This is a genomic window from Kitasatospora nipponensis (genome assembly GCF_039528135.1).
Taxonomy (GTDB): domain Bacteria; phylum Actinomycetota; class Actinomycetes; order Streptomycetales; family Streptomycetaceae; genus Kitasatospora; species Kitasatospora nipponensis.
Genome location: NZ_BAAALF010000030.1, coordinates 1 through 22,558, shown reverse-complemented (window position 1 = coordinate 22,558; position 22,558 = coordinate 1). Strand labels below are relative to the sequence as shown.

Annotated in this window: 22 protein-coding genes and 4 pseudogenes; 13 read left to right on the top strand and 13 right to left on the bottom strand. The window is 71.7% G+C overall.

Going from position 1 to position 22,558, the window contains the following annotated elements:
- The first annotated feature begins 10 nt into the window (after positions 1-10).
- From ABD323_RS11590 to ABD323_RS11560, 7 genes and pseudogenes are all read left to right on the top strand, one after another.
- Entirely contained in the window at positions 11-625 is a 615-nt protein-coding gene (locus ABD323_RS11590) for a 3'-5' exonuclease (RefSeq protein WP_344441262.1), read from the top strand.
- Entirely contained in the window at positions 622-1,230 is a 609-nt protein-coding gene (locus ABD323_RS11585; RefSeq protein WP_344441261.1) for an AAA family ATPase, read from the top strand. Before ABD323_RS11590 ends, ABD323_RS11585 begins: the two co-directional genes overlap by 4 nt.
- A complete protein-coding gene (locus tag ABD323_RS11580) occupies positions 1,227-1,967 on the top strand; it encodes an aldo/keto reductase (RefSeq protein ID WP_344441259.1) in 741 nt (246 codons plus the stop codon). The genes ABD323_RS11585 and ABD323_RS11580 overlap by 4 nt, the downstream gene beginning before the upstream one ends.
- A gap of 14 nt (positions 1,968-1,981) precedes the next feature.
- The gene (locus ABD323_RS11575; RefSeq protein WP_344441258.1) at positions 1,982-2,497 is read left to right on the top strand and encodes an NUDIX domain-containing protein; all 516 of its coding nucleotides are present in this window, start codon (positions 1,982-1,984) and stop codon (positions 2,495-2,497) included.
- On the top strand, positions 2,494-3,033 hold the full coding sequence (locus ABD323_RS11570; RefSeq protein WP_344441257.1) for an NUDIX domain-containing protein: 540 nt from the start codon (positions 2,494-2,496) through the stop codon (positions 3,031-3,033). The genes ABD323_RS11575 and ABD323_RS11570 overlap by 4 nt, the downstream gene beginning before the upstream one ends.
- A gap of 9 nt (positions 3,034-3,042) precedes the next feature.
- A pseudogene (locus ABD323_RS11565) lies at positions 3,043-3,468 on the top strand (NRDE family protein); the annotation flags it as partial.
- 642 nt (positions 3,469-4,110) lie between these two features.
- Positions 4,111-4,683, top strand: coding sequence for an HD domain-containing protein (locus tag ABD323_RS11560; protein ID WP_344441301.1), 573 nt, complete (start codon positions 4,111-4,113; stop codon positions 4,681-4,683).
- Here the strand turns inward: ABD323_RS11560 and ABD323_RS11555 are convergent.
- From ABD323_RS11555 to ABD323_RS11520, 8 genes and pseudogenes are all read right to left on the bottom strand, one after another.
- On the bottom strand, positions 4,671-5,144 hold the full coding sequence (locus ABD323_RS11555) for an NUDIX hydrolase (RefSeq protein WP_344441256.1): 474 nt from the start codon (positions 5,142-5,144) through the stop codon (positions 4,671-4,673). The genes ABD323_RS11560 and ABD323_RS11555 overlap by 13 nt on opposite strands.
- The gene (locus ABD323_RS11550) at positions 5,128-5,673 is read right to left on the bottom strand and encodes an XRE family transcriptional regulator (protein WP_344441255.1); all 546 of its coding nucleotides are present in this window, start codon (positions 5,671-5,673) and stop codon (positions 5,128-5,130) included. The genes ABD323_RS11555 and ABD323_RS11550 overlap by 17 nt, the downstream gene beginning before the upstream one ends.
- A 170-nt stretch (positions 5,674-5,843) precedes the next feature.
- Positions 5,844-7,013: pseudogene (locus ABD323_RS11545) on the bottom strand (SCO6880 family protein); the annotation flags it as partial.
- A 65-nt stretch (positions 7,014-7,078) separates the two neighbouring features.
- Positions 7,079-8,494, bottom strand: coding sequence for an SCO6881 family protein (locus tag ABD323_RS11540; protein WP_425555961.1), 1,416 nt, complete (start codon positions 8,492-8,494; stop codon positions 7,079-7,081).
- Between the two features lie 83 nt (positions 8,495-8,577).
- Positions 8,578-9,276, bottom strand: a complete 699-nt coding sequence (locus ABD323_RS11535; RefSeq protein ID WP_344441254.1) for a hypothetical protein — start codon at positions 9,274-9,276, stop codon at positions 8,578-8,580.
- A complete protein-coding gene (locus ABD323_RS11530) occupies positions 9,276-9,599 on the bottom strand; it encodes a DUF6112 family protein (protein ID WP_033820884.1) in 324 nt (107 codons plus the stop codon). Before ABD323_RS11530 ends, ABD323_RS11535 begins: the two co-directional genes overlap by 1 nt.
- Positions 9,600-9,696: 97 nt before the next feature.
- Entirely contained in the window at positions 9,697-10,080 is a 384-nt protein-coding gene (locus ABD323_RS11525) for a C40 family peptidase (protein WP_344441253.1), read from the bottom strand.
- A 201-nt stretch (positions 10,081-10,281) separates the two neighbouring features.
- The gene (locus ABD323_RS11520) at positions 10,282-10,428 is read right to left on the bottom strand and encodes a hypothetical protein (protein ID WP_344441252.1); all 147 of its coding nucleotides are present in this window, start codon (positions 10,426-10,428) and stop codon (positions 10,282-10,284) included.
- An 18-nt stretch (positions 10,429-10,446) separates the two neighbouring features.
- On the opposite strand from ABD323_RS11520, the pseudogene ABD323_RS11515 reads away from it, so the two are divergent.
- Positions 10,447-10,550, top strand: a pseudogene (locus tag ABD323_RS11515).
- Positions 10,551-11,576: 1,026 nt separating this feature from the next.
- On the top strand, positions 11,577-12,350 hold the full coding sequence (locus ABD323_RS11510) for a DNA-methyltransferase (RefSeq protein ID WP_344441251.1): 774 nt from the start codon (positions 11,577-11,579) through the stop codon (positions 12,348-12,350).
- A gap of 338 nt (positions 12,351-12,688) precedes the next feature.
- Here the strand turns inward: ABD323_RS11510 and ABD323_RS11505 are convergent, their stop codons facing one another.
- A complete protein-coding gene (locus ABD323_RS11505) occupies positions 12,689-12,883 on the bottom strand; it encodes a hypothetical protein (RefSeq protein WP_344441250.1) in 195 nt (64 codons plus the stop codon).
- Between the two features lie 87 nt (positions 12,884-12,970).
- Here ABD323_RS11505 and ABD323_RS11500 point away from each other — a divergent pair.
- A pseudogene (locus ABD323_RS11500) lies at positions 12,971-13,424 on the top strand (L-threonylcarbamoyladenylate synthase); the annotation flags it as partial.
- A 4-nt stretch (positions 13,425-13,428) separates the two neighbouring features.
- Here ABD323_RS11500 and ABD323_RS11495 read toward each other — a convergent pair.
- Both ABD323_RS11495 and ABD323_RS11490 read right to left on the bottom strand, forming a co-directional pair.
- Positions 13,429-14,070: a carbonic anhydrase gene (locus ABD323_RS11495; protein ID WP_344441248.1), complete on the bottom strand. Its 642-nt coding sequence runs from the start codon at positions 14,068-14,070 to the stop codon at positions 13,429-13,431.
- A gap of 555 nt (positions 14,071-14,625) precedes the next feature.
- Positions 14,626-15,480, bottom strand: a complete 855-nt coding sequence (locus ABD323_RS11490) for a hypothetical protein (protein ID WP_344441247.1) — start codon at positions 15,478-15,480, stop codon at positions 14,626-14,628.
- A gap of 879 nt (positions 15,481-16,359) precedes the next feature.
- On the opposite strand from ABD323_RS11490, the gene ABD323_RS11485 reads away from it, so the two are divergent.
- The 3 genes from ABD323_RS11485 (at position 16,360) to ABD323_RS11475 (ending at position 20,134) form a co-directional block, all read left to right on the top strand.
- On the top strand, positions 16,360-17,952 hold the full coding sequence (locus ABD323_RS11485; RefSeq protein ID WP_344441246.1) for a DUF4331 domain-containing protein: 1,593 nt from the start codon (positions 16,360-16,362) through the stop codon (positions 17,950-17,952).
- 92 nt (positions 17,953-18,044) lie between these two features.
- A complete protein-coding gene (locus ABD323_RS11480) occupies positions 18,045-18,737 on the top strand; it encodes a class F sortase (protein ID WP_344441244.1) in 693 nt (230 codons plus the stop codon).
- 29 nt (positions 18,738-18,766) lie between these two features.
- Positions 18,767-20,134: a tetratricopeptide repeat protein gene (locus ABD323_RS11475; protein WP_344441243.1), complete on the top strand. Its 1,368-nt coding sequence runs from the start codon at positions 18,767-18,769 to the stop codon at positions 20,132-20,134.
- A gap of 70 nt (positions 20,135-20,204) precedes the next feature.
- Here the strand turns inward: ABD323_RS11475 and ABD323_RS11470 are convergent, their stop codons facing one another.
- Together ABD323_RS11470 and ABD323_RS11465 are read right to left on the bottom strand one after the other, a co-directional pair.
- Complete coding sequence (locus tag ABD323_RS11470; RefSeq protein WP_344441241.1) at positions 20,205-20,873, bottom strand: fasciclin domain-containing protein; 669 nt, start codon at positions 20,871-20,873, stop codon at positions 20,205-20,207.
- An 87-nt stretch (positions 20,874-20,960) separates the two neighbouring features.
- A partial coding sequence (locus tag ABD323_RS11465) for a molybdopterin-dependent oxidoreductase (protein ID WP_344441240.1) occupies positions 20,961-22,558 on the bottom strand: 1,598 nt, incomplete at its 5' end.

Genomic DNA, 22,558 nt, shown 5'->3' with positions numbered 1-22,558 from the left:
AGCACCCCGGATGGACTTCGGCACCTGGCCCCGCCTCTTCGTCGTCGACGTGGAGGGCAACGGCGCCCAGCCTCCGGACCTGGTAGAGGTCGCTGCATTCCCCGTGCTGAACGGGAGCCCGGTGCCGTCGTCCGCCCGCTCCACCCTCCTGCGCCCGCCGAACCCCATCACGCCGTTCGCCACACGGGTGCACCACATCACCAACCAGGACGTCGCCGACGCGCCGACCTGGGAGCAGGTCGGCCCCCAGGTGCACGCGGACCTTCAGGGCGCGTGGATCGCCGCGCACGCCGCCCACGTGGACTACGGCGTGCTGCTGCGGCACATGCCCCACTGGCAGCCGGCCGGGGTGGTCGACACCCTCCGCCTCGCCCGCGCCACCTACCCGACAGCTGGCAAGTACGGCCTGGACGCGCTGATCGAACTGACCGGCATCGACCTGGCCGCAGTCCCCGGCCAGCGCCACCGCGCGGGCTTCGACGCCCACGCAACCGCTCTTCTGCTGCTCGACCTCGCCGGACACTACGACACCTGGGACGCGCTGATCGCCGCAGCCGTCCCGCCCGGGATGCCCGGCGCTCCGCGGCCCGCCACCCCCGACTCGGAGGAACAGACCCTGTGGTGACACCACCCCTTCGCCTCTACATCGCCGGCACCCACTCATCGGGCAAGACCACTCTCGCCCGGCGCATCGAGATGGAGCTGCGCGCCACCGGCACCACCGTCGCTCGCACCGGCGGCTGCGCCAAGCGGGCCGCCGAGCTCGGCTTCCCGAAGATGACCCGGCACACCACCCAGTCCACCGCCTGGATCATCAACGCCACCTCGGCCGCCACCCTGGAGGCCGAACTCGCCTCCGACGTCGTGATCGTGGACCGCACCCCCTACGACGCCCTCGCCTACTACCTGGCCGCCCTCCAGCACCGCGGCGAACGCCCCGACCCGGAAGAGCTGTCCCGCCTGACGGGCCTGGCGCAGCTGGCCTGCGCCCCGGCCCCGGCGGTGTTCCTCGCCACCGTCCTGGACCCGCAGCTGCCGCTGGCCGCGCACCCGGGCAAGGACCCCGACTGGACCGACCCCGCGTTCCGCCGGGGCGTGGACGAGCAGCTGCACCAGCTGCTGAACGCCCACCACGTCCCGCACCTCCAGGTGCCGGCCGACGCGCACGCCGCCACCGTCGAGTCGGCCGTCCAGACGATCACCACCCAGGCCGCCTGGAGTGCCGCGTGAACGAGATCACCATCGCCGGCAAGACCGTCCCCCGCCTGGGCCTGGGCACCCTGCGCCTGACCGGGCCCGGCACCTGGGGCTACCCGGCCGACCTGGTCGGCGCCGTCGAACTGCTGCGCACCGCCGTCAACGACCTCGGCGTCCTGCACATCGACACCGCCGACGCCTACGGCCCGCACACCGTCGAGGCCCTGATCCGCCGGGCGCTGCACCCCTACCCTGAGCAGCTGCTGCTGGCCACCAAGGTCGGCATGGTGCGGCCCGCGCCGAACGTCTGGAAGCCGCTGGGCCGCCCCGAGTACCTGCGCGCCGCCGCCGAGGCGTCCCTGCGCCGCCTGGGCACCGAGCGGATCGACCTGTGTTACCTGCACCGCGTGGACCCCGAGGTGCCGCTGGCCGAGCAGGTCGGCGCACTGAAGGATCTGCGGGCCGAAGGCAAGATCGGCGCCATCGGCCTGTCCAAGGTGACCCCCGAGCAGATCAAGGAGGCCGGCGAGCTGGTGACGGTCGCCGCCGTGCAGAACTGCCTCAACATGGCCGAGCCGGAGGACGCGGCCCTGCCGTACTGCCTGGACCAGGGCATCCCGTACGTGCCATACCGGCCGCTTAACGCCGGGCTGGCCGCTGACCCCGCGGCGGCGCTGCAGTGGCTGCTGGACCTCGGCCCGCTGGTCGCGCCGATCCCCGGCACCTCCGACCCCGCCCACCTGCGCGCGCTCGTCGCGCTCGCGAGCTGAGAGGGGGCACCGCGATGGCCAAGACGTGGATGCCGCGCACGGAATTCGTCCAGACGCTGCCCCGTGCCCTGCACGGGAGCGGCGTGCTGCTCTTCGACCCCGAGGGGCGGCTGCTGCTCCTGCACGACGCCTACAGCGAAGGCCGGGCCGCCCAGGGCTGGCCGCAGCGCTGGTGGGCACCGGGCGGGCTCCTCGATGCGGGCGAGGCCCCGGTGGACGGGGCCCGGCGGGAACTGCGTGAGGAGACCGGACTGCGGCTGGACGGCCCGCTGGTGCCGATCGGCGTGGACTTCCTGCCGCCGGCCGAGGACTGGCCGCCGGTCAGCAATTACTTCTTCTGCGGCGGCACCCTCACCCGGCAGCAGGCCGAGTCGATCACGCTGTCCGATGAGCACGACGACTACTGGTTCCGTCAACTCTCCGACTGGGAGGACACGTTGTCGGCCACAATGCACGCCAGGTTGACCGCGTTGGTCGCGGCCCACGCCACCGGCCGCCCGGTCATCCTGCACTGCGGGAGGCCGATGTGACCTGGCACCGGCTCGCCCGCGCGACGGTCCTCACCGCCCCGAGCCTGGCCGTCCACTGTGATCAGGTCACCAGGCCCGACGGGCAGCGCGGCGAGGTGTGGGTCACCGAGCAGCCCGACGGCGCGCTAGTCGTCCCGGTGGACGACCGCGGCCGGGTCGGGATGGTGCGCTCCGTCACCTACGTGCACGGCGAGATGGTCACCCCGCCGGGCGGCACCGTCGAGCCCGGTGAGAGCCCGCGGGAGGCCGGGCGGCGCGAACTCCTCGAAGAAGCCGGGATCACCGCCCGGGACTGGACGGCGCTGGGCAGCGTCGCCCTGATGACCCGCTGCTCCGCCCGCCTGCACCTTTTCCTGGCTCGCGGCCTCATCCTCGGCGAGCAGCGGCTGACCGGATCGGAGGTCGGCATGACACTTGAGTGGTGGGACCTGCCGGAAGCGGTGAAGGCCGCGTGCGACGGCCGACTGACCCTGTCCGGCGCGTCGCTGGGCATCCTCATGGCCGCCCGCCACCTGGAGACCGTCCGACGGCCGTAGGAGGTCGCTGTGTGTACGGCGTTCGTCAGCATCGACCTCGGCTCGGCGGTGCCGGTTCTCCTGCTCGCCGTTCGCGACGAGTACACCGACCGCCGGTGGCTGCCGCCCGGCCGTCACTGGCCCTCCTGGCCCACGGTCACCGGCGCCCTGGACCTGACGGCCGGGGGAACCTGGCTGGCCTTTGACCCTCACAACGGGCCAGTGGCGGCCTGCCTGCTCAACGGCTTCGGCCCACAGGCGCCCGCGCACCGGCGCCTCTCCCGTGGAGAGATACCGCTGATCGCCGCGAGCGGCCAGGAGATCAGCCACGATCGGCTGGAGCGCCACGACCCGTTCCACCTGATCGTCGCCAGGCCCAATGGGGTCCGCCTGATCAGCTGGAACGGGTGTGCGGTGGAGGACCGCGAGCTACCCTCGGGCATCAGCGCTGTGGTCAACGACGGCCTGGAGGGGCAGGCGGACAACCGCACCGACTCCCCACGGATCCGATCGGCGATGGCCGCCCGGCTGGCCCACTTCCGGACCCGGCTGCAAGCCGTCGCACGCCCCGAGCCCGCAGCCGGCCGACCGGAAGACGCCTGGGGCCAGTGGCTGCCGATCGCCTGCGGCGACGGGCTGCCGCCGGACCATCCCGCCGCTCTGGTACGCCACCTGGAGTCCCGGAGCGGACGGACCTGGGGCTCGACCTCGATCTCATTGGTCGCGCTCACGCCCAGCGCAGCGCGATACGACTTCGGCCCCGCCCTCGGCTCCTGCACCTGGCCTCGGATCCACCTGGAGACGGTCCTTGATCGGCTCCCCGCCCCTGATCACCGACATCCTGGAGGTGCTGGAGCCTGCGGTGCTTCGCTGGCTGTACAGCCGGTGTCAGCCGTGGCAGACGCTTTGTGTGGCCACTTGCCCAAATGTGCAGCTGAGAGGATGAGCAGAGGACTCGCGCGGGTGAGCCGGTACCCCTGCTCGGCGAGGCCGTCACGCCGCTCCTACGATCTGCTCAACCCGGGGAGATCAAACGCCTTACAGCGAGCTCCTGGCAACGTTGACTACCCCGGCCGCTCCCGACGGAAGGTCATGATGATGAGTACGTCGACGCCAGACTGGGCGGAACAGATCGCGCAGCAGGAGCTGGCGACGAGCTTGCCTCGGCGCTGGGCACACTCCCAGGGAGTGGCGCGGCAGGCCCAACGCCTCGCCCCAGTTCTCGGTCCCGATGCTGCCCTTCTGATCGCGGCCGCGGTGCTCCACGATGTCGGCTACACGCCCCGACTGGCCGTGACCGGCTTTCATCCCCTCGACGGCGCGCGGTTCCTGCGCGACGAGCACGGCGCGGACGAGCGACTGGTCCGGCTGGTGGCCAACCACTCGGTCGCTCTGCTGGAGGCTGAGGAGCGCGGGCTGCGCGAGATCCTGGAGCGTGAGTTCCCGCTGCTCGATGACCAGTTGCTGGTGGACGCTCTGATCTTCTGTGACATGACCACCACGCCCGACGGGACGCTGACCAGCGCCCGGGACCGGGTCTCGGAGATCGTCGCCCGGTACGGGGCCAGCACGTTGGTGGGGCGGTTCATCCAGCGTGCGGGGCCGGAGATCGAGGCGGCGGTGGCCCGCACTGAGCACCGGCTTGCCGCCGCGGGGGATCAGCCGAGGTAGGGGTACTGGCCGCTGAGGTAGTGGCCGATCTGCTGGCGCATGCTCTGGTGGATGTCGTACTCGTCCAGGTCGCCCGGCCGCACCCAGCGCACACCGTCGGCCTCGTCGTTGACGGTGGGGGTGCCGCCGATCGGGCGGCCGATGTACGCCACCTCGAACTGCTGACGGGCTTCGCCGTTGCTGCTGTAGACGACGATGTGCGCGGGGTTGGAGTAGACCCCGAGGAGACCGGTGATCTCCGCCTTGATGCCGGTCTCCTCCTCGCACTCACGCACGGCGCAGTCGGCGGCGGACTCGCCGATGTCCTGCTTGCCGCCGGGCAGCGCCCACTGCCCGGTGTCGCGCCGGCGCTGCAGCAGGATCTCGCCGGCCTCGTTCTGGACGAGCAGGTTGCTCGCGGGCACCAGCGAGTTCGCGGCCGGCGCGGCCGGGTCGCCGTAGTACTCAGTCCTGCCGGCCATGCGCCTGGGCCTCCTGCGGGTCGTCGGTCCACGGCCGGGCGGAGTCCCAGACCGCGTCGAAGCTCGAAGCGTAGCCGTCGAACCAGCGCAGCGTGCCCTCCTTCTGCAGGTGCAGCAGCGGGTTGGCGGAGGCCGGCTGACCCCAGACGTGAGGGTTGACCAACAGGTCGTTGTCGTAGCGGAAGAGCGAGCTGTACAAGGTGGTGTCGTGCAGACGGATCTCGCAGCCGGGCGTGCCCAGCAGCTGCCGGTAGTAGGTGAGGGACGCGTGGACCTTCGCCGCGAGGGCGTCGCCGATCCCTTCCTCCCGCCCGCGGATCGCAACAGCGCGCCCGTGCGGGTCACCGAAGCACAGCCGGACCTTCACGCCAGCCCCCGCGCGCTGAGCCAACATCGTGGCGATCCTCGGGTTCGACTGGGCGAAGAACGTCCCCGAGAACACCAGTACGTCGATCTGCGTCACGCTCTCCAGCAGTAGGGAGAGCCACATCTCCCTGGGGACGCTGGCCCGGTCGGCGTAGGTGGCCACGAGGCCGGCACCAGGCCCGGATGCCTGTCCAGCCCTGGGGTGTGTCTGCGGCCACAGGAAGTTCTCGTCCGCCTTCAGGTGGTGCGCGACGCTCCACCGGTGGCGTGCGTGGGGAACGCGACCGCCTAACCAGCGGGTCACGGTCTTCGGGTCCACCTCGCAGACCGTCGCGAGTTCTTGGTGCGCTGCACCGCCTTGAGCGCGGCATCCAGTGCCTGCGGGCCGTAGGTGAGGGAGAGGGTGCGGCGGGCGCCGCCGGCGAAGACCAGCGGGTGGAGGAACCCGTGGGTGACCTCGCTTCGGGGCCACTGCTCGATCCAGTACACCGCGTGGCAGGCGGTATCGGTGGTGAGGCGGCCGGGTTCCTCGACGACCACGACGGGGCCGGCGGCGGCCGGGTCGGCGACGGCCTCGCCGGTCTCCGACCACTGCTCCAGGTTGGCGAGCGCCTTCGGGTCGTAGGCCGAGCGGATGACGGCGGCGATCTCGCCGGTGCTGAGCCAGCCGCGGGGGTTGAGGCCGGCGTTGCGCAGCGACTGCTCGAAGCCCGGGACGAGCTGGGAAAGGACGGCGAAGGCTCCGCTCAGGCCGCCGCCGGCCTCGCCGATCAGGCGGCGTGCGCCCTTGAGGTCGAGGCTGATGGCGATGTACGCCTCGTGCGGGGCCGCGGTCGGACCCGCGGCGGCGAGGAGGTCCTCGTAGACGGGGCCGGCGACCTTGGCGTCGGGCCGGCCGTTCTCGGCCCAGTAGCGGGCGAGGGCGTCGCCGCTGTCGGGGACGGTGCGCTCGATCACCTGGACGGTGGTGATGTAGCCGGTGCGGGCGAGCGAGGCCAGGCACCGGCCCCAGGCGTTGACGTTGCCGGCCTGGGTGGAGGGGTCGAGCAGGGCGAACGCGCGGCTGGCGACGCGGATGACGGCGGTGAGGGTGTTCTTCTGCGGGTTGTGGATCGCGCCGAGCGTGCCGCCGGGGGCGGTGACGGCGCGCAGGCTGGCGTCGGTGCCGGGCAGGTGGAGCAGGCCGTCGCGGCGGGGCCGGGTGGCGGGCCGGGCGAGCCATACGAGCTGGCCCTTGGCGCGGCGCAGGTAGTACCGGATGAGGATCGGGGCCCAATCTGCCACGGAGCGGCTGTGGAAGCGGACGATGACGAGCGCGGCGGCCAGGGCCCAGAGCGGGGTGGCGAGGGCGGCTCCGGCGAGTCCGGTGGCGACCATGGTGGCCAGGAGCATCGCGCCGGCGGTGCCGACGACGGTGAGCTGGGCGGCGGTCAGCCCGAGCAGGACTCCACGCCGGGATCGGCTGGGGAAGCGGACGGTCGGTGTGGGAAGGTCGGCCGACAGGGGCGACTCCTTCGGTCAGGGTGTGGGCACCGGCCGGGGCGGGCGGCGGCGCCGGCCGGTGCTGGTCAGGAGGTCGGCGGCGTGGAGGAGCCGACGGGGCTGCTCGGAGTTGCGGACGGGCTGGTGGCGGCCACCGACGGGGTGGCGGGGCCGGCGGCGGATGCCGGCGGGGCGGCAGGAGCCTGGGCAGCGGCGCCGCGTGCGGCGCTGAGGACGACCTGCGGTGCGGCGGACCCGCCCGAGGCTGCGGCGGCAACTGCACTCGCGGGCTTGGCGGCTGACCCCTCGCTCGCGCCGCCGGTGGCGGACTGGCCGGAGGTGGGGGCCCGGGAGATCAGCGGCTGGTCCTGGTCGCCGCCCGACTGGGCGCGGCGGGTGATCAGCGCCTTTCCGACCGCGTCGCCGCCGCCTCCGGAGGAGGTGCCGGGGAAGCGGAAGGTGCTCTGCGAAGGAGACGATGAGCCTTCGCCGGAGCCCGAGTTGCCGGCGCTGCCGCCGGCCGGGGCGTCCTGGCCGGGCACCTGCGCCGGGCCCTGCGGGGCGGCTCCGCCCATTGCGGCTCCGCCCGCTCCGCCAGCACCCGCGGTCGCGGCCATCCGGGCGCCCTTCTGGGCGGTCGCGGCACCGACCTGCAGGCCGGTGGCGGTGCTGCGGTGCAGGTCGTGGGCCTGTCCGCCGTCGCCTGCCCAGTGGACGAACTTGTAGATCGCCATGGGGCTGAGCAGCACCAGCGCCATGACGACGAGGCCGGCGATGATGTCCGACAGCGCCTGGATGCCGTCCTTGGTGTCGGTCTGGCCGAGCGCGGAGACGCCGACGAGCATGATGATCGTCATGATCAACTTGCTGAACACGACCGTGGCGGTGGCCTCGATCCACTTCCGGCGCCAGTCGCGGGTGGGCTCCCAGGCGCCGCCGGCCGCCGCGAAGGGTGCGAGCACGACGAGCACGAGGATCGTGACCTTGCGCAGGACCATCGCGCCCCAGTAGAGGATCGCCCCGGCCGCGCAGCCGAGCGCTACCAGCGCCGGGATCGCCCAGCCGAGCGGCGTTGTGACGGTGATCATCGACACCTTCACCAGTCGCCTGACCGCGTCGTCCATGCTCGAGTTGGCGATCTGGAACAGCCCCCGGCTGAGGGCGTCGACGATGACCAGCGAGACGCCGGTGAAGGTGATCGCCGTCATCGCGAACAGGGTCGCCGAGACGGTTCCGGTGACGGCCTGGCCGAGCGCCTGGCCATCCCGCCTCCACGCGGCGCGGATCAGCTGGAAGATGAAGGTCATCACCAACATCACCAGCGCGATCGGCAGGATCGTCGCGTAGTTGGTGCGGAACCACTCCGCACCCAGGTCGACCGAAGTCGTCTTGTCGACGGCACGGGAGGCGAGGTCGACCGCGCTCTTGGCGAGGTCGCCGGCGGACTTCGCGACCCAGTTGCCGATGGAGTCGGTGACAGAATCGCTGACGCCACCGACGATGACATCGCAGAGCAGGCCGGATCCGGGTAGATCACAGAAACCGATGGGCGATCAACTCCTACTTTGGGGACCGGTGGTGTAGGTCAGGGGTAGACGGTGGTGGCGATGGAGGCCAGCGCGCAGTCGCGGCCCGGCCGGCACTGGACGGCCAGGGTGATGGCGCGGTCCTCGGCGCCCCGGCCGCCGTCGAGCCAGCTGACGGTCTGCTTGCCGGTGACGGTGACGGCGTAGATGTAGGCGACGGTCAGCTGCGTCGGGTCCTTGCCGATGGCCTGCTGCCACGCGGCGGGCAGGTGCGCCTCGGCTGCCTCGCCGACGGCGTGCTGGCCGTTGTCGCGCATCCGGCTCCACAGGGTCGGGTCCGGCAGCTGGGCGGCGAGAGCGTCCGGGTCGGCGTACTTGGTCTCGTCGGTCAGCCAGTCGCGGAGCCCGGCCAGCTGCTGAGGCTGGGTCGCCGTGCGGGTGTCGTAGCTCCACAGAGCAGCGGCGAACGCCTTCGCGTACGCGATCGGGTCGCTGGTGTGCGGCGGAGCGGCCACGACGGACACACCCGGTGTCGCCCCGACCGAGGGGGCGGGACTCGGTCCGTGCGGCGAGGCGGTCGAAGTCGCTGAAGTAGAAGGGATGGAGGGTGAGTTGGCGGCGCTCGGGGTGCGGTGGCCGCCGCCCGCCAGCCGGGCGGTGAGCCCGGCCAGCAGGGCGACGACCACGAGCACGCCCAGGCCGATCAGCAGCCGGCGCAGCAGGGTGGACTGGCCGGTGAACGGCGAGGACTTCGGCATCAGTGGACGCTGGTCCCAACCGTCGAGAAGAACGACACGATCCCGTTCGCGGCGCCCAGCAGAAGCGCGCAGCCCGCGGCGACCAGGGCGCCCTGCTTGCCCTTCTGCTCGCTGCCGTGCGATCCGGTGTGGTGGCCCCAGGCCCAGACGATGCCACTGACGCAGAGTGCACCGACGACCGCGATGATCGCGAAGAGGTTGATCGAGCCGACGGTGGACTTCAGGACGGACAGGCCGGGCAGGCCGCCCTCGGATGGCGAGATGCCGGGATCGTAGGCCAGCTGCTGGGCCTTCGTTGCGGCGTCGGCGAGGTAGGTGAGCAATCACACTCCACGGCTAGAGGGGCAGGAAGATGCGCGGCCGAGCCGCGCGGGAAAGGGAGAAGTGCGCGAAGTGCGCTGAGAGGGACGGAAGTTGCCGTCACGGGGCGATGCGGCGGGCGGCGATGATGTCCGCCTTCCACGACGCGAGCGCGGCGATCTTGACCACGTCGCCCGTCTTGGGGGCGTGCACCACGAGGCCCTGGCCAATCGCCATGCCCACGTGCTCCGGCCCATCCGGGCCGGGCCGGGTGTACAGCAGGTCGCCCGGGCGGATGGCGTCGACGCTCACGCCGGTGCCGTTGTGGACCTGCTCGTAGGTCCGGCGTTCGATAGAGATGCCACCGGCCTTGTACGCCTGCTGCGTCAGGGACGAGCAGTCGCACCGGCCCATGGGGTCCTGGTCGTGCGCGTCGGTGCAGGTGCCGCCCCACTGGTAGGGCGTGCCCAGCTGACCGAGGGCGAACTTGATGGCGTTCTGCACGGCAGGCGGGACATCGGTCGGGATCTGGTACCCGGCCGGCAGGACACCGGGCGGGATGACGCCCCAGTTGGTTCCGTCGTCGCCTCCGGTGTCGCAACCGCTCGGTGTGGCCGGTGCGGAGGGAGTGGGCGACGGGGTCGCGCCCGGCGAAGGAGTGGGCGCTGGAGTCGAACTCCCCGACAACACCTGGGATATGGCCTGCTAGAGAGCGGTCGCCAGCGGCTCCCACTTGGCGTAGGCATCCGGGAATCCGGACCGCTGCACCTTCTGCGCCGCCACGGTGAGCGGCAGCTGCTCCCAGCCGGGAACCTCCAGCAGCGCCTTGTAGAACTTGGTCGAGGCGTACACCGGGTCCTGGATCTGCTCGGCCGTGCCCCAGCCCTGCGACGGGCGCTGCTGGAAGAGGCCGAGCGAATCCCTGTCCCCGTAGGACAAGTTGCGCAGGTTCGACTCCTGCAGCGCGGTCGCCAGGGCGATGACCTGCCCGCGGGCGGACACGTTCATCGAGATGCCCGTCGCCGTGATCGTCTTCGCGAAGGGGATCTGCACGGCCGGGTTATCCAGCCCGGCGACCGGGCCGACCTGCCCGGTCGCGCCGTCCAGGATCTTCTTGACCTGGGCGGCGACCGCCGCGCTGTCCACAGGTTGTGGACCGGGGCCGGGTGTGCAGGTGTCGGACTTGGTGGAGTCGTTGGCGCTGACGGCCAGGGCGGGGAAGGCGATGGCGAATGGCGCCAGGAGGAGGCCGGCGAGACCGCCGCCGACCCACTTCTGCCAGCTCATCGCGCCCCCCGAGCGTCACCTCCGGCCGGGACGGAGGGAGGGTCCGGCGGGCGGGGATTGGTCATCCGCATCCGTGCGGTGAGGGCGAGCAAGGCGGGGGCTCCTGTCGGATCGTGTGGCCGGGTGCGGGGTGGGGCCCGCTCCACCCGGGTGCGGGCGAGCGGGCCGGCGAGAGCGGCAGCAAGCCGCGCTCGTAATCTCGAAAAAGGCATGGGTGTCCCCTGGAATGGGTGGGGTGGAATTCGCTTGCGGTGGCCGAAGGTATCGAATCGAGGGCTCGCAACCTAAAACGGTGTGGGCCCTGCGGTCCGGGATAACCCGTCGGCAGGCCCGGAGGACGCTAATGCCTTCTCGACTCGCGACCAAAAACGGGCTGCTGGTCGTCGGTCAGGCATAAGCCGGTGTTCCTCCGGGGTGCCCCACCGTAGAACCGGACTGGCTCGGAACCTAGAACGGGATATCCGGGCCGGTCGCTCTCCGGGGGCGTGGCAGATGATAGGCGCAGTGCGACTCGCAACCTAAAACGATCTTCGCAGGGGTGGTCGGGGGTGCGTTTTAGGTTGCGAGCCCTCTCGGGGCTAGGTTCCCGACGCAGCCGCAGCCCGAGTGTTCCGGAGCCGCCTCGCCGGCCTCCGTTCACCAGCCGAAAGGCCAGGTCGCCACACCGGTTGCCGCTGCTGCCCCCATCCCCGACCAGGAGGTCAGTCCGCCCCTTGCCCTACGAAATCCATCAGGGCGACGCCCTCACCCGGCTCGCCGCGATCCCCTCGAACTCCATCGACGCCGTCATCACCGATCCGCCCTACAATTCGGGCGGACGCACCGCCCAGGAGCGGACTGGCCGAACGGCCCGGGCGAAGTACACCTCGAACGACGCCGCCCACTCCCTCGCCGATTTCCCCGGCGAGAACAAGGACCAGCGGAGTTACACGTATTGGTTGTCCCAGCTCCTGGCCGAGTCCTACCGTGCGACCAAGACCGGCGGCGTCGCCCTCGTTTTCACCGATTGGCGTCAGTTGGCTGCCACGAGCGACGCGCTGCAGGCCGGCGGCTGGATCTGGCGTGGCGCACTCGCCTGGTACAAGCCCGCCGCCAGGCCGCAAAAGGGCCGTTTCACTCAGCATTGTGAATTCGTGCTGTGGGGGAGCAAGGGCCCGATCGACGGCGACGCCCACCCCGTCTACCTGCCCGGCCTCTACACCGCCTCCCAGCCCAGGAGCGGTCGGGTCCACATCACACAGAAGCCCGTCTCGGTGATGCGGGAGCTGGTCAAGATCTGCCGACCCGGAGGCACGGTGCTCGACGTGTGCGCGGGCAGCGGCAGCACCGGAGTCGCCGCTCTACTGGAGGGCCGCAACTTCATCGGCGTCGAGGTCACCCCGCACTACGCCGGCATCGCCGAGCTGCGCCTCGCGGAGACTGAGCGGCAGATCGCCGAGGGCACGACCGACCCCGACTCCGAGGCCGTCGAGCCGGCCGAAGCCTGACCGCGCCAGCCGGGCCGCCGCCCGCGCGGCGGCCCGGTCCCGCTCCGAGCCTGAAGGAGATGACCTGTTCAAGAAGTACGGCGACCCGTCGACCTACTGGGACGCCGCCGACAAGCCGCCCGAAGGCCTCGACCGGGCGCTTCAGCCCCTGCTCGACCTCGGTGCTCACCTCACCCGTGCTGCGAAGAACACCATGGTCGTCACCCCCGACCACCGGATCCACGTCGGCTACGTCTTCCCGCACTGGAGCCGGCCCTCCTGGCGGGTGCTCGTCCACGACGAACCGTTCGACCAACCGCTCTGGGGTGCGCACCTCAACTGCGCGCCTACCCGTTCCACTACCGGGCTGCCAACGGCGACAGGGCGACGGCCACCCACCACAACCGCGCCGGCCTGATGCTCGACCCGTTCCAGTCGGGCCAGGAAGGCTGCTGGGACGCCAACGGCACATCCTTGGCCGCGGAAGAGCGGGCCAGCAGGCGCAGCCAGCCGAGCAGGAGGCAGCCGAATCGGTAGACCAGACGGAACGTCACGATTTCCAATCGTGTGTCGACGGACTCGCGAACGCCTCCCACGTGATCACATCGTGACCCTGAAGTCGCAGCTCAGCATGGGTGACAGGGTTGTCGGCACCCACAGGTTCTCCGGTCGACCTGGACCACCTGGTGGACGACCTGCCAGGGCCGGTACGCCAGCTGGTGGCCGCGTTCTGGCCGGGCGGACTGACCGTGGTCGCCCGCCACAGGCCGTCGATCACCTGGGACCTCGGTGACACTGGCGGCACCGTGGCCACGCGCATGCCCGCCCACCCGGTCGCCATCCCTGCTCGTGGCGACCGGGCCGCTGGCCGTTTCCAGCGCCAACCTGACCGGCAAGCCGTCCCCACAGGACTGCAACGCTGCCCAGAACATGCTCGGCGAGACGGTGGCCGTCTACCTGAACGGCGGTCCCATCGAGGCGGCTGTGCCGTCCTCGATCGTGGACGTCACCGGCGAGGTCCCCGTCCTGGTGCGCGCGGGCGCGATCAGCGCCGCGCGGCTGCGCGAGGTCGCTCCCGGCCTGCGGGAACGCTGAAGCGTCACACGGCGGCGGGCACCGGCACGTCCACGCCGCGGGTGGTGACCAGATGAGCGGTGCCGTCGGCCAGGCAGTAGGACAGGCCGACCACCGCCGCGCTGCCGGCTTCCACCGCGTGCGCGAGGGTGTGGGATCGCTCCAGCAGCAGGTCGACAGTGTGCCGGACGTTCTCCGCGATGAAGTCCGCGTCCGCGGTGCGACCGGCGGCGCGGGCGGCCAGCACGCTGGGCGTCACCTTCTCGACCACGTCGCGCACGTACCCGCGTACCCGGGTGCCGTCCGAGACGGCGGCCCTGGCCGCGGCGACCGCACCGCAGGAGTCGTGGCCCAGCACCACCACGAGGGGGCAGCCGAGCACGCTCACTCCGTACTCGATGCTGCCCAGCACCTCCGGCCCCATGACGTGCCCCGCCGTACGCACGACGAACAGGTCCCCCAGGCCCCGGTCGAAGATGATCTCAGCGGCCAGCCGAGAGTCCGAGCAGCCGAACAGCACCGCGAACGGTGCCTGCGAAGGCGCGATCTCACTGCGGCGGGCGGCGTCCTGGTTCGGATGCTCCGGTATCCCGGTGACGAACCGCTGGTTGCCGGCCAGCAGCATCTCGAAGGCTTCCCGGGGCGTGAGGGGCTGCGTGTCAGTCATGCCCGCAGACTACGACCCCTTCCCCGATGCAGCGCGAGAAGGGCTGCACCCGAGTGCGAACGACCTGCCCGGCCTCGTCACGCAGAGCGTGGTACCGAGCTGGTAGCAGCCGCGTTCACGTGAAGACCATCTGCGGCGTGGTGGCTGGCATGGATTCCCGGACAGGATGGACACGGTGGTGCACGGCTTGACTGGGCTGGCCGCCTTGGAGCAGATGGGCTCGACTTCGCAGGGCGTGGACGATGGGTGCCTCGTCGGTCGCCGTGAAGATTGGCCACCTGGTGGCGCAAGCGCGGTTCGTCCGCCCTGGGCTGTTCGGGTGGTGTGCGTGAGTCCGGCCCGTCCGGTGGGTGTTGTGCTGCGAAGTGAGGGTGTGCGCACCTCTGGACTGCGGCGTCGGGTGGGGCGCACGGCGCGGGGTCCGGTACTCAGGCCGGGCCCCGCAGTCCGACAGCCATGGGCCGTCGGAGGGCTTGGTGTCTGATTGGAGGATCAGGCCGCGCAGGGGCTCGCTACGGCTGTCGTTTCTCAGGGACTGTGGGCCCGCCTCGATGATCAGTGGCGGCCGGTGGGCATCGGCGGTCGGCCTGCGACGGCGGCGGGGGCGCTGTGATGCGTGGTGCTGGTCTTCGCGTTGTCGGGGGCGTGTTCGGGCGGGCAGTTGTCGCTGGTGCCGGCCAGGGTCTGGAACCAGAGGAAGACATTGGTGGGGATCGGCGTGGTCACTCCGGAGTTGGGGTCGGCGGCCAGGCGCTGGAGGGTGGCCAGGTCCTTGCCCTTCTCGATCTGCTTGAACGACTCGGGGTTGGTGACGCCGACCACGTAGACGGGCCACCACTCGGGGCGGTCCATGTTGCGGTCGGCGATGATGTGGTCGTGTCCGGGCAGCGGCACGTCCTTGAGCTGGTCGGCCGGCTTGCCGAGTGCCCCGGCGAGGCGGGAGAGGTCGATGTTGTCGGGGTGGTCGATACACGGGCCCGTGGGGCACTGCACCGGCGGCGCGGGGCTGAACAGCGGGACGGGGATGAACAGTGGGTCGGTGAACGCCTCCGAGGTGGTGCCCGGCGGTACGTTCTTGAACTTCTCGCCGACCTCGCAGCCGTTGGAGGCGCCGGAGGCGACGGCGGGGTCGCAGAAGAAGTTCTGCGTGTACAGGAACTTGACGTCCTTGCCGTCGTACCAGCCGTCGGTGACCCCGATGTTGCGGCACAGCTCCTCGGGCTCGCCGGTGGTGCACTCGTGCTTGAGTGGCTGGATGGTGTGCTCTCCCACCGGGCCGGGGCCGAAGCCGTCACCCGCCGCTCTGGTGCCGTCCGCCATGGCCAGGCCGATGGTGGAGGTGAGGGCGAACACCCCGCTGGCCGTGCACGCCGCGGCGCGCACCAGGCGGCGGCGGATGGGACTGGTCACTCGCATACGGTCTCTCCCAATCGTCGGCCCCGTCCCGTGCGGTGATCCGCTCCAGGCACGGGGAACTGACCGGCCGTCGGGAAAGCAGACCCCAGCGGCATCGGTTTCCCCCCCCATGAGACACGCCCGCACCCCACAGGTGTCGAACACACGCCGTAGCATCGTCAACACGCACTGTGGGTGAGGTGGGCGAAGGGGGCTTACCGAGTACCGGGGTCGCGTGGCTCTTGGCGGATCTGGCGGGGCAGCAGGATCGGCCAGGGCGGCAGAGTGGAGGGCCGGAAGGACTGCTCACCCATGCCGGGGCCCTCCTCGGGGCCGGCGCGAGAGTTCCCCCGCGGTGGTCGAGGGGTCGAGCCCGGGGATATCAGTCACGAGATGCTCCTTGCGTGGGCCATCGGCGCGCGATGGGTGCGCCGGACTCGGTCCGACTGTGCGCCGGATCCCTCCCGCCCGCACCCGGTGGGCGCTCGCGGATCAGGGGGGTGACGATCCGTGTGGCCACGTGTCGCGCGCCAAGGCCCAGCGGTGCGCCCTTCTCGAACGGCTCCATTGAGTAGCCACCTGTGCGCGGTGAGTGCTGTCGTAGGAGTGGGCCGCACGGCCCTTCGGACGTGACAGCGGCTGGGCGCAGCGCCCTGCGGCGTCGGGTGCTGTGCGCGGCGGAGTCCGCGCGGGCGCCTCGCACCGCCTTCGCCATCGCGTCCGGCCCCCAGTGCCTGTGCCTACGCGCACCGGCACCCCACGCCGACCACCCGCATGTGAACGCAGCCCAGCAGGGTGCGACGCGCGGGTGCTGTCCCGTCAACGGAAAGATGGATCATGGCGCTTCCTCGTTCGCCCCGCCTGCCGGTGCTCGCCCGTCGCGTCGAGAGGCCGATGGCCGGTATAGGGGTTCTGGCCCTGCTCGCCGCTGCCGGCCTCGCGGGCCTGACGCCCGGTGTCAGTTCGGCCTCCAGTCACCGCGAGGCCCCGCTGGTCGCGGGTGACCCGCGCGCGGACAACACGGACGTGTACGCCTTCACCAGCCCCGACAAGCCCGACACCGTGACGCTGGTGGCGAACTGGATCCCCTTCGAGGAGCCCAACGGCGGCCCGAACTTCTACCCGTTCGCCGACGACGCGCACTACAACATCAAGATCGACAGTGACGGTGACGGGAAGGCCGACACCACTTACACGTGGACGTTCACCAACCACTACAAGGACGAGGCCAACCAGTTCTTGTACAACACCGGCGTGGTGAACAACCTCACCGACCCGACGCTGAACTTCACCCAGACGTACACCCTCACCGTGACCCGGGCGGACGGGTCGACCAAAACGCTGCTCAAGGACGTGCCCGCGGCTCCGTCCAACGTCGGCAAGGCGTCGATGCCCGACTACGAGCGGCTGCGTAAGCAGGCCACCCTGGAGGTGCCCGGCGGCGGGCAGACCTACGCCGGGCAGGCGTCCGACCCGTTCTTCCTGGACCTGCGGGTCTTCGACCTGCTGTACGGCGGGAACCTCAAGGAGTCCGGACACAACACGCTGGCCGGCTACAACGTCAACACCATCGCGCTGCAGGTCCCCAAGGCCGACCTGGCGCTGAAGGGCGACGCGACGCGCAACCCGGTGATCGGCGTCTGGTCCACCACGGACCGCAAGGGCGCGGTGGTGGCCGACTCGCGCACCAACAGCCCCGACAAGGGCGGCGAGGGGAAGAAGGACGACAAGGGCGGCGAGGCCGGCTGGCACCAGGTGTCCCGGCTGGGTAACCCGCTGGTCAACGAGGTCGTCGTGCCGCTCAAGTACAAGGACGCGTTCAACGCGCTGCCCCCGGTGGAGGACCACACCGTCACCCCGGTGGTCAACGCGGTCAAGGACCCCATCGTCCCCAAGCTCGTCCAGAGCATCTACGGCATCCCCGCCCCGGCCACCCCGCGCAACGACCTGGTGGAGATCTTCCTCACCGGGATCTCGAAGAACTCCGGGGGTCCGATCCAGGCCGACCTCAACTCCCAGCTGCTGAACGCCGACGTGAGCAAGGCCGCCTTCACGCCCTCCGAGGAACTGCGCCTCAACATGGCGGTACCGGTCACCGCGCAGCCCAACCGGCTCGGTGTACTCGGCGGCGACCTCCAGGGCTACCCCAACGGCCGCCGACTGAACGACGACGTGGTCGACATCGAGCTGCAGGCCCTGGAAGGCGCTGCCCAGACCGGCACCATCGTGCCGGCGCTGGCCGCCGGTGACGGGGTCAACGCCCCCTACCGCCAGCCGAGCGGGTCCTTCCCCTACGTGGCGCTGCCCAGCACCCTGGCCGTCAACCAGGCCGACGCCGCGCACCCCGGCGGCGGCGTCGAGGCCGGACTCGGCGGTCTGGCCAGGGGCGCCGGCACGCCGGTCGCCGGCGCGGCCGCGCTGTGCGGCGGCGTGCTGCTGACCGGCGCCGGGGTCCTCGTGCTGCGCCGCCGTCGCGCCGCGCAGTAGTGGCCCCTGCCATGGACCGGGCCCGCCCGCCCCGGACTCGAAGGGGCGGGCGGGCCCGGCGCGAGCGCCGGGTCCGGCTCGGGGCCACGGTCATGCTGACGCTGGGTCTGGCCCTGGGCGGCACCGGCACGATGGGACTTCTCCACCACCGGGTGGTCCCTGCGGCACCGACGGCGAACGTCGGCGCTCTGCCCGTCGCACCGCGCAGCGATGGCGACCCCGACCCCGCCGCCGCGGGGGCGCACTCGGACGCCGCGCCGGGGGCGCGTCATGCTCCGCCGGTGCGGCTTCGGATACCGCGCATCGGGGTGGACAGCTCGTTGGAGGACCTCGTGGTCGCCGACGACGGCCACCTGACCGCACCGGTGGATCCGGACCGAGCCGGCTGGTGGGCCCAGGGGCCGGCCCCTGGCAGCCCCGGCACCGCGATACTCGCCGGCCACGTCGACTCCCGCACCGGACCGGCGGTCTTCGCCGGCCTGTCCGTCCTACGCCCCGGCGACCGCATCGACGTCGACGAGACCGACGGCACCACCGCCACCTTCACCGTCCAGGCGCTGCGCGGCTACGCCAAGGACGACTTCCCCGACGACGTCGTCTACGGCAGCGGCTCCGGCGACACACCCGGTCTGCGGTTGATCACCTGCGGCGGCACCTACGACCATGACCAGCACGAGTACCTCTCCAACCTGGTCGTCTTCGCGAAGCCCGCCACCGCGGCGAAACAACCAGCACCGAAGACGTCGCCCGCGCGCCATGACGCCCCGACGACGGGCACCTCCTGAACCGCCTCTGATCCTGCTCGGAGCACCTCGTGACACCACGCGCCACCCTGCGCGCCCCGCGCGGGCGCCAGCTGCTGCTCGCCTCCACGGCCGGCGCCCTCGGCGTCGGCCTGTTCCTGGCCGGCGCCCTGGGACTGGCCCCACCCGGCAGCCCGGGAGGAGCGGGCCCGAACGCTGCGCCGGCTGGTGCACCGGCGGGACTGCGCGAGGCGGGAGGTTCCGCCGACGCGCTGGCAGCGGACATCACCGGCCTCCAGCAGCACCTGCGCGAGGACCCCACGGACGCGCCCGCGCTGGGGAGGCTGGGGCTGGACTACGTCCAGCAGGCCAAGGCCACCGTCGACCCGACCTACTACCCCAAGGCCGAGGCCGTCCTCACCCAGTCCCTGAAGACCGACGCGACGGAGAACTTCACCGCGATGGCCGGGATGGCGGCGCTGGAGGCCGCCCGGCACAACTTCGCCACCGCCCTGGACTGGTCCGAGAAGGCCGTCGCCGTCAACCCCGACAACGCCACCTTGCAGGGCATCCTCGCTGACGCCTACACCCAACTCGGCCGCTATCCCGAATCGTTCGACGCCGTCCAGCGGATGGTGGACCTGCAGCCCGGCACACCGTCGCTGGCCCGCGCCTCCTACACCTGGGAGCTGCGCGGCGACACCGCCGCCGCCGCCGAGGACATGCAGCGGGCCCTGAACGACGCCGGCACCCCCGCCGACCGCGCGTTCGCGCGCTACCACCTCAGTCAGCTCGCCTTCGACAACGGCGACGCGAAGACCGCCCTCACCCACGCGGACGCCGGGCTGCGCGAGACCCCCGGCTCCGCCGAACTGCTGGAGGGCCGCGCCAAGGCCGAGGCCGCACTCGGTAACACGGACGCCGCTCTCGCCGACTACACGAGCGCGGTCGCCAAGGTCCCCCAGCCCTCCTACGTCCTCGAACTGGGCGAGCTGCTCCAGTCGTTGGGACGCACCAAGGACGCCGAGCAGCAGTACCAGGTCTTCCGCGGCGAGGAGAAGCTCTTCACCGACAACGGAGTCGCCCTCGACTCCGACGGCACCCTCTTCGAAGCCGACCACGGCGATCCGGCCAAGGCCCTGGCCCTGGCCGAACAGGGCCTGCGGACCCGCCCCTTCCTGGAGATGCACGACGCCTACGCCTGGGCCCTGCACGCGAGCGGTCGCGACACCGAGGCACTGGAGCAGTCCCGTCAGGCCACCGCTCTGGGCATGCGCAACGCCCTCTTCCACTACCACCAGGGCATGATCGAGAAGTCCCTCGGCCACCGCGACGCGGCACGGACCGAACTCGACCAGGCCCTGGCCATCAACGAGCACTTCAGCCCCATCCACGCCCCGCTCGCACACGCGGCCCTGGCCCAACTCGGCGCCGACTGAAGGCCGGAGAGCTGCACTCCCCGGCCCTGTCACGGCTGACATCACAGGTCCGCCGGCGACCAGATGTGGGTCAGGAGGTGGGCGGCATCAGGACGGTGTCGACGATGTAGACGGTGGCGTTGGCGGTGTGCACGTTGCCGCAGAGCACCTTGGCGTTGCCGTTGACGGTGAAGTCCTGGCCGGATCCGGTGACGGTGACGGGGTCGCCTTCCAGGGTCTTGTGGCTGCCGGCCAGGGCGTCGGGCGACAGGCGGCTCGGGGCGACGTGGTAGGTGAGGATCTTGGTGAGCATGGCCTTGTCGGCCAGCACCTTGTCCAGGGTGTCCTTGGGGAGCTTGGCGAAGGCGTCGTTGGTCGGCGCGAAGACGGTGATGTCCTTGGCCGAGTTGAGGGTGTCGACCAGGCCGGCCGCCTTCACCGCGGTGACCAGGGTGGACAGCAGGGGGTTGTTGGACGCGGCGGTGGCAACCGGGTCCTGGCCCATGCCGGCGAAGCTGCCCGCGCCGGTGGCGGGGACGGCGGAACAGGCGCTTCCGAAGGGCTGATCGGCCGTCGCGGGACCGCTCGCGGCCATCGGCGCGCCGCTGTTCGGGTCCATCGGCGCGGCTGCCGCAGCTGACGATGCCGTGTCGCCGCTCGCCTTGGTGCTGCCGCTGCTGCCGCAGGCCGTGAGGCTCAGCGCCAGGGCGCCGATGGCCAGTGCGGCGGCGAGGGACTTGCGGGTGGTGATCGCGGACATGGGAGGTGCTCCTTGAGAAGGGTGATGGAGAGCGGTTCCGGGCAAGGCGGTAGCCGGACCGGAACGTGAGGAGAAGTCAGAAAGGCTTCAGGTGACGATCACGACGGTGCTGTGCCAGCCCGTCGATCCGGAGGGGAAGGGGGTCGCGCGGTCCTCGGTCTGGACCGCGCCGCCGGCGTCGGTGGCGCGGACCTCGATCCGGCGGGTGCCGGGCTTGGCTCCCGTCCAGTCGTAACTCCACTGCCGCCACAGGTCGGTGCCCGCGTCGGCCGCCAGCCGGGCCTCGGCCCACGGCCCGCCGTCCACCCGCACCTCCACCGCCGTTATCCCGCGGTGGGTGGCCCAGGCCGTGCCGGCGACCGTGACGTCCCCGGCAGGGACGCGCGCGAAGCCGGCCGGAACCTCGATCCGCGAGGCGGTGCGGACCGTCCCGGTGCGGTCCCAGCCGCGCCGCACCCAGTACGGGTCGTAGCGGGCGAAGGTGGTGACCTCCAGGTCGACCAGCCACTTGGTGGCCGAGGTGTAGCCGTAGCAGCCGGGCACCACCGACCGGCACGGGAACCCGTGCGCGACCGGCAGCGGCTCCCCGTTCATGGCGACGGCCAGCAGCGCCGTCCGCCCGTCCAGCACCGACGCCAGCGGGGTGCCGATGGTCATGCCGTCCTGGGAGCGGCCGACCAGTTGGTCGGCGCCGGCTCGCACTCCGGCCCGCCGCAGCAGGTCCGGCAGCGAGGCGCCGAGCCAGCGGACGGTCCCCACGTACGGGCCGCCGACCTCGTTGGAGACGCAGGAGAGGGTGTGGTCCAGTTCCTGCAGCGGCAGGCGCAGCAGGTCGTCGAAGGTGATCAGCACGGGGTGGTCGACCAGGCCGTGGATCCGCAGCGACCAGCTGTCCGGGTGGATCTGCGGCAGGGTCAGGGCGGTGTCGACGCGGTAGAGGCCGGTGCTCGGGGTGACGAACGAGGAGAGCCCGGGGACCGGCGGGTGGGCCGAGGCCGGGATCGCGGCGGCCGGTCTGGCCGGCGGCGGCAGGCGGACGGCCCGGCGGGCCGCGGTGACGTCGTAGCGGCGCGCGGAGCTCGCCCGCCCGCCGAAGCCGGCCAGAGCGGCGAACGCGACGGTGCCGCCGGTGGCGATCAGGACCGAACGCCGCGCGGGGGTGAACCCCGGGGCGGTGGGCTCGGGCGCCGCGGACTCAAGCGCTTGAGTACGCTCGGGCCCGGTGGGCTCAAGCGCTTGAGTTGGCTCGGGCTCAGTGGGCTCAAGCGCTTGAGTAGAGTCGGGCTCCACCCGCGCCGGCGCGAGGGCGGCCCGGTAGCGCCTGGCCAGCGCCACGACCGCGACCGCGACCACCAGCGCGGCGACGACCGGCGGCAGCACGTCCGGCCAGGTCGCCGTCGGCCGGGTCAGCGCCGCCCAGATCCCCAGGCCGCCGAAGAGTCCGAAGAGCGCCGCGCCGACCGGCGGGCGGCGCACCGCGAGCAGCCCGGCCAGCGCGGCGAAGGCGGCCAGCACCAGGTAGGTGCCGAGCATCAGCACCTGCTTGTCGTCGGTGCCGAAGTGGCTGACGGCGTACTCCTTGAGCGGCGTGGGCGTCAGGTCCACCGCCGAGGAGTCCACGGTGACCACCGCCGCGCTGGCCGGGCCGGTGGACGCGGTGACCAGCTCGCCGGCCCCGAGCGCGG

What these genes read in the sequence shown, in the direction of transcription:
- ABD323_RS11590 (WP_344441262.1), top strand. Translation starts at nt 11, where the DNA reads ATGGACTTCGGCACCTGGCCCCGCCTCTTCGTCGTCGACGTGGAGGGC.
- ABD323_RS11575 (WP_344441258.1), top strand. Translation starts at nt 1,982, where the DNA reads ATGGCCAAGACGTGGATGCCGCGCACGGAATTCGTCCAGACGCTGCCC.
- ABD323_RS11560 (WP_344441301.1), top strand. Translation starts at nt 4,111, where the DNA reads ATGAGTACGTCGACGCCAGACTGGGCGGAACAGATCGCGCAGCAGGAG.
- ABD323_RS11555 (WP_344441256.1), bottom strand. Translation starts at nt 5,144, where the DNA reads ATGGCCGGCAGGACTGAGTACTACGGCGACCCGGCCGCGCCGGCCGCG.
- ABD323_RS11535 (WP_344441254.1), bottom strand. Translation starts at nt 9,276, where the DNA reads ATGCCGAAGTCCTCGCCGTTCACCGGCCAGTCCACCCTGCTGCGCCGG.
- ABD323_RS11495 (WP_344441248.1), bottom strand. Translation starts at nt 14,070, where the DNA reads ATGACTGACACGCAGCCCCTCACGCCCCGGGAAGCCTTCGAGATGCTG.
- ABD323_RS11485 (WP_344441246.1), top strand. Translation starts at nt 16,360, where the DNA reads ATGGCCGGTATAGGGGTTCTGGCCCTGCTCGCCGCTGCCGGCCTCGCG.
- ABD323_RS11480 (WP_344441244.1), top strand. Translation starts at nt 18,045, where the DNA reads ATGCTGACGCTGGGTCTGGCCCTGGGCGGCACCGGCACGATGGGACTT.
- ABD323_RS11470 (WP_344441241.1), bottom strand. Translation starts at nt 20,873, where the DNA reads ATGTCCGCGATCACCACCCGCAAGTCCCTCGCCGCCGCACTGGCCATC.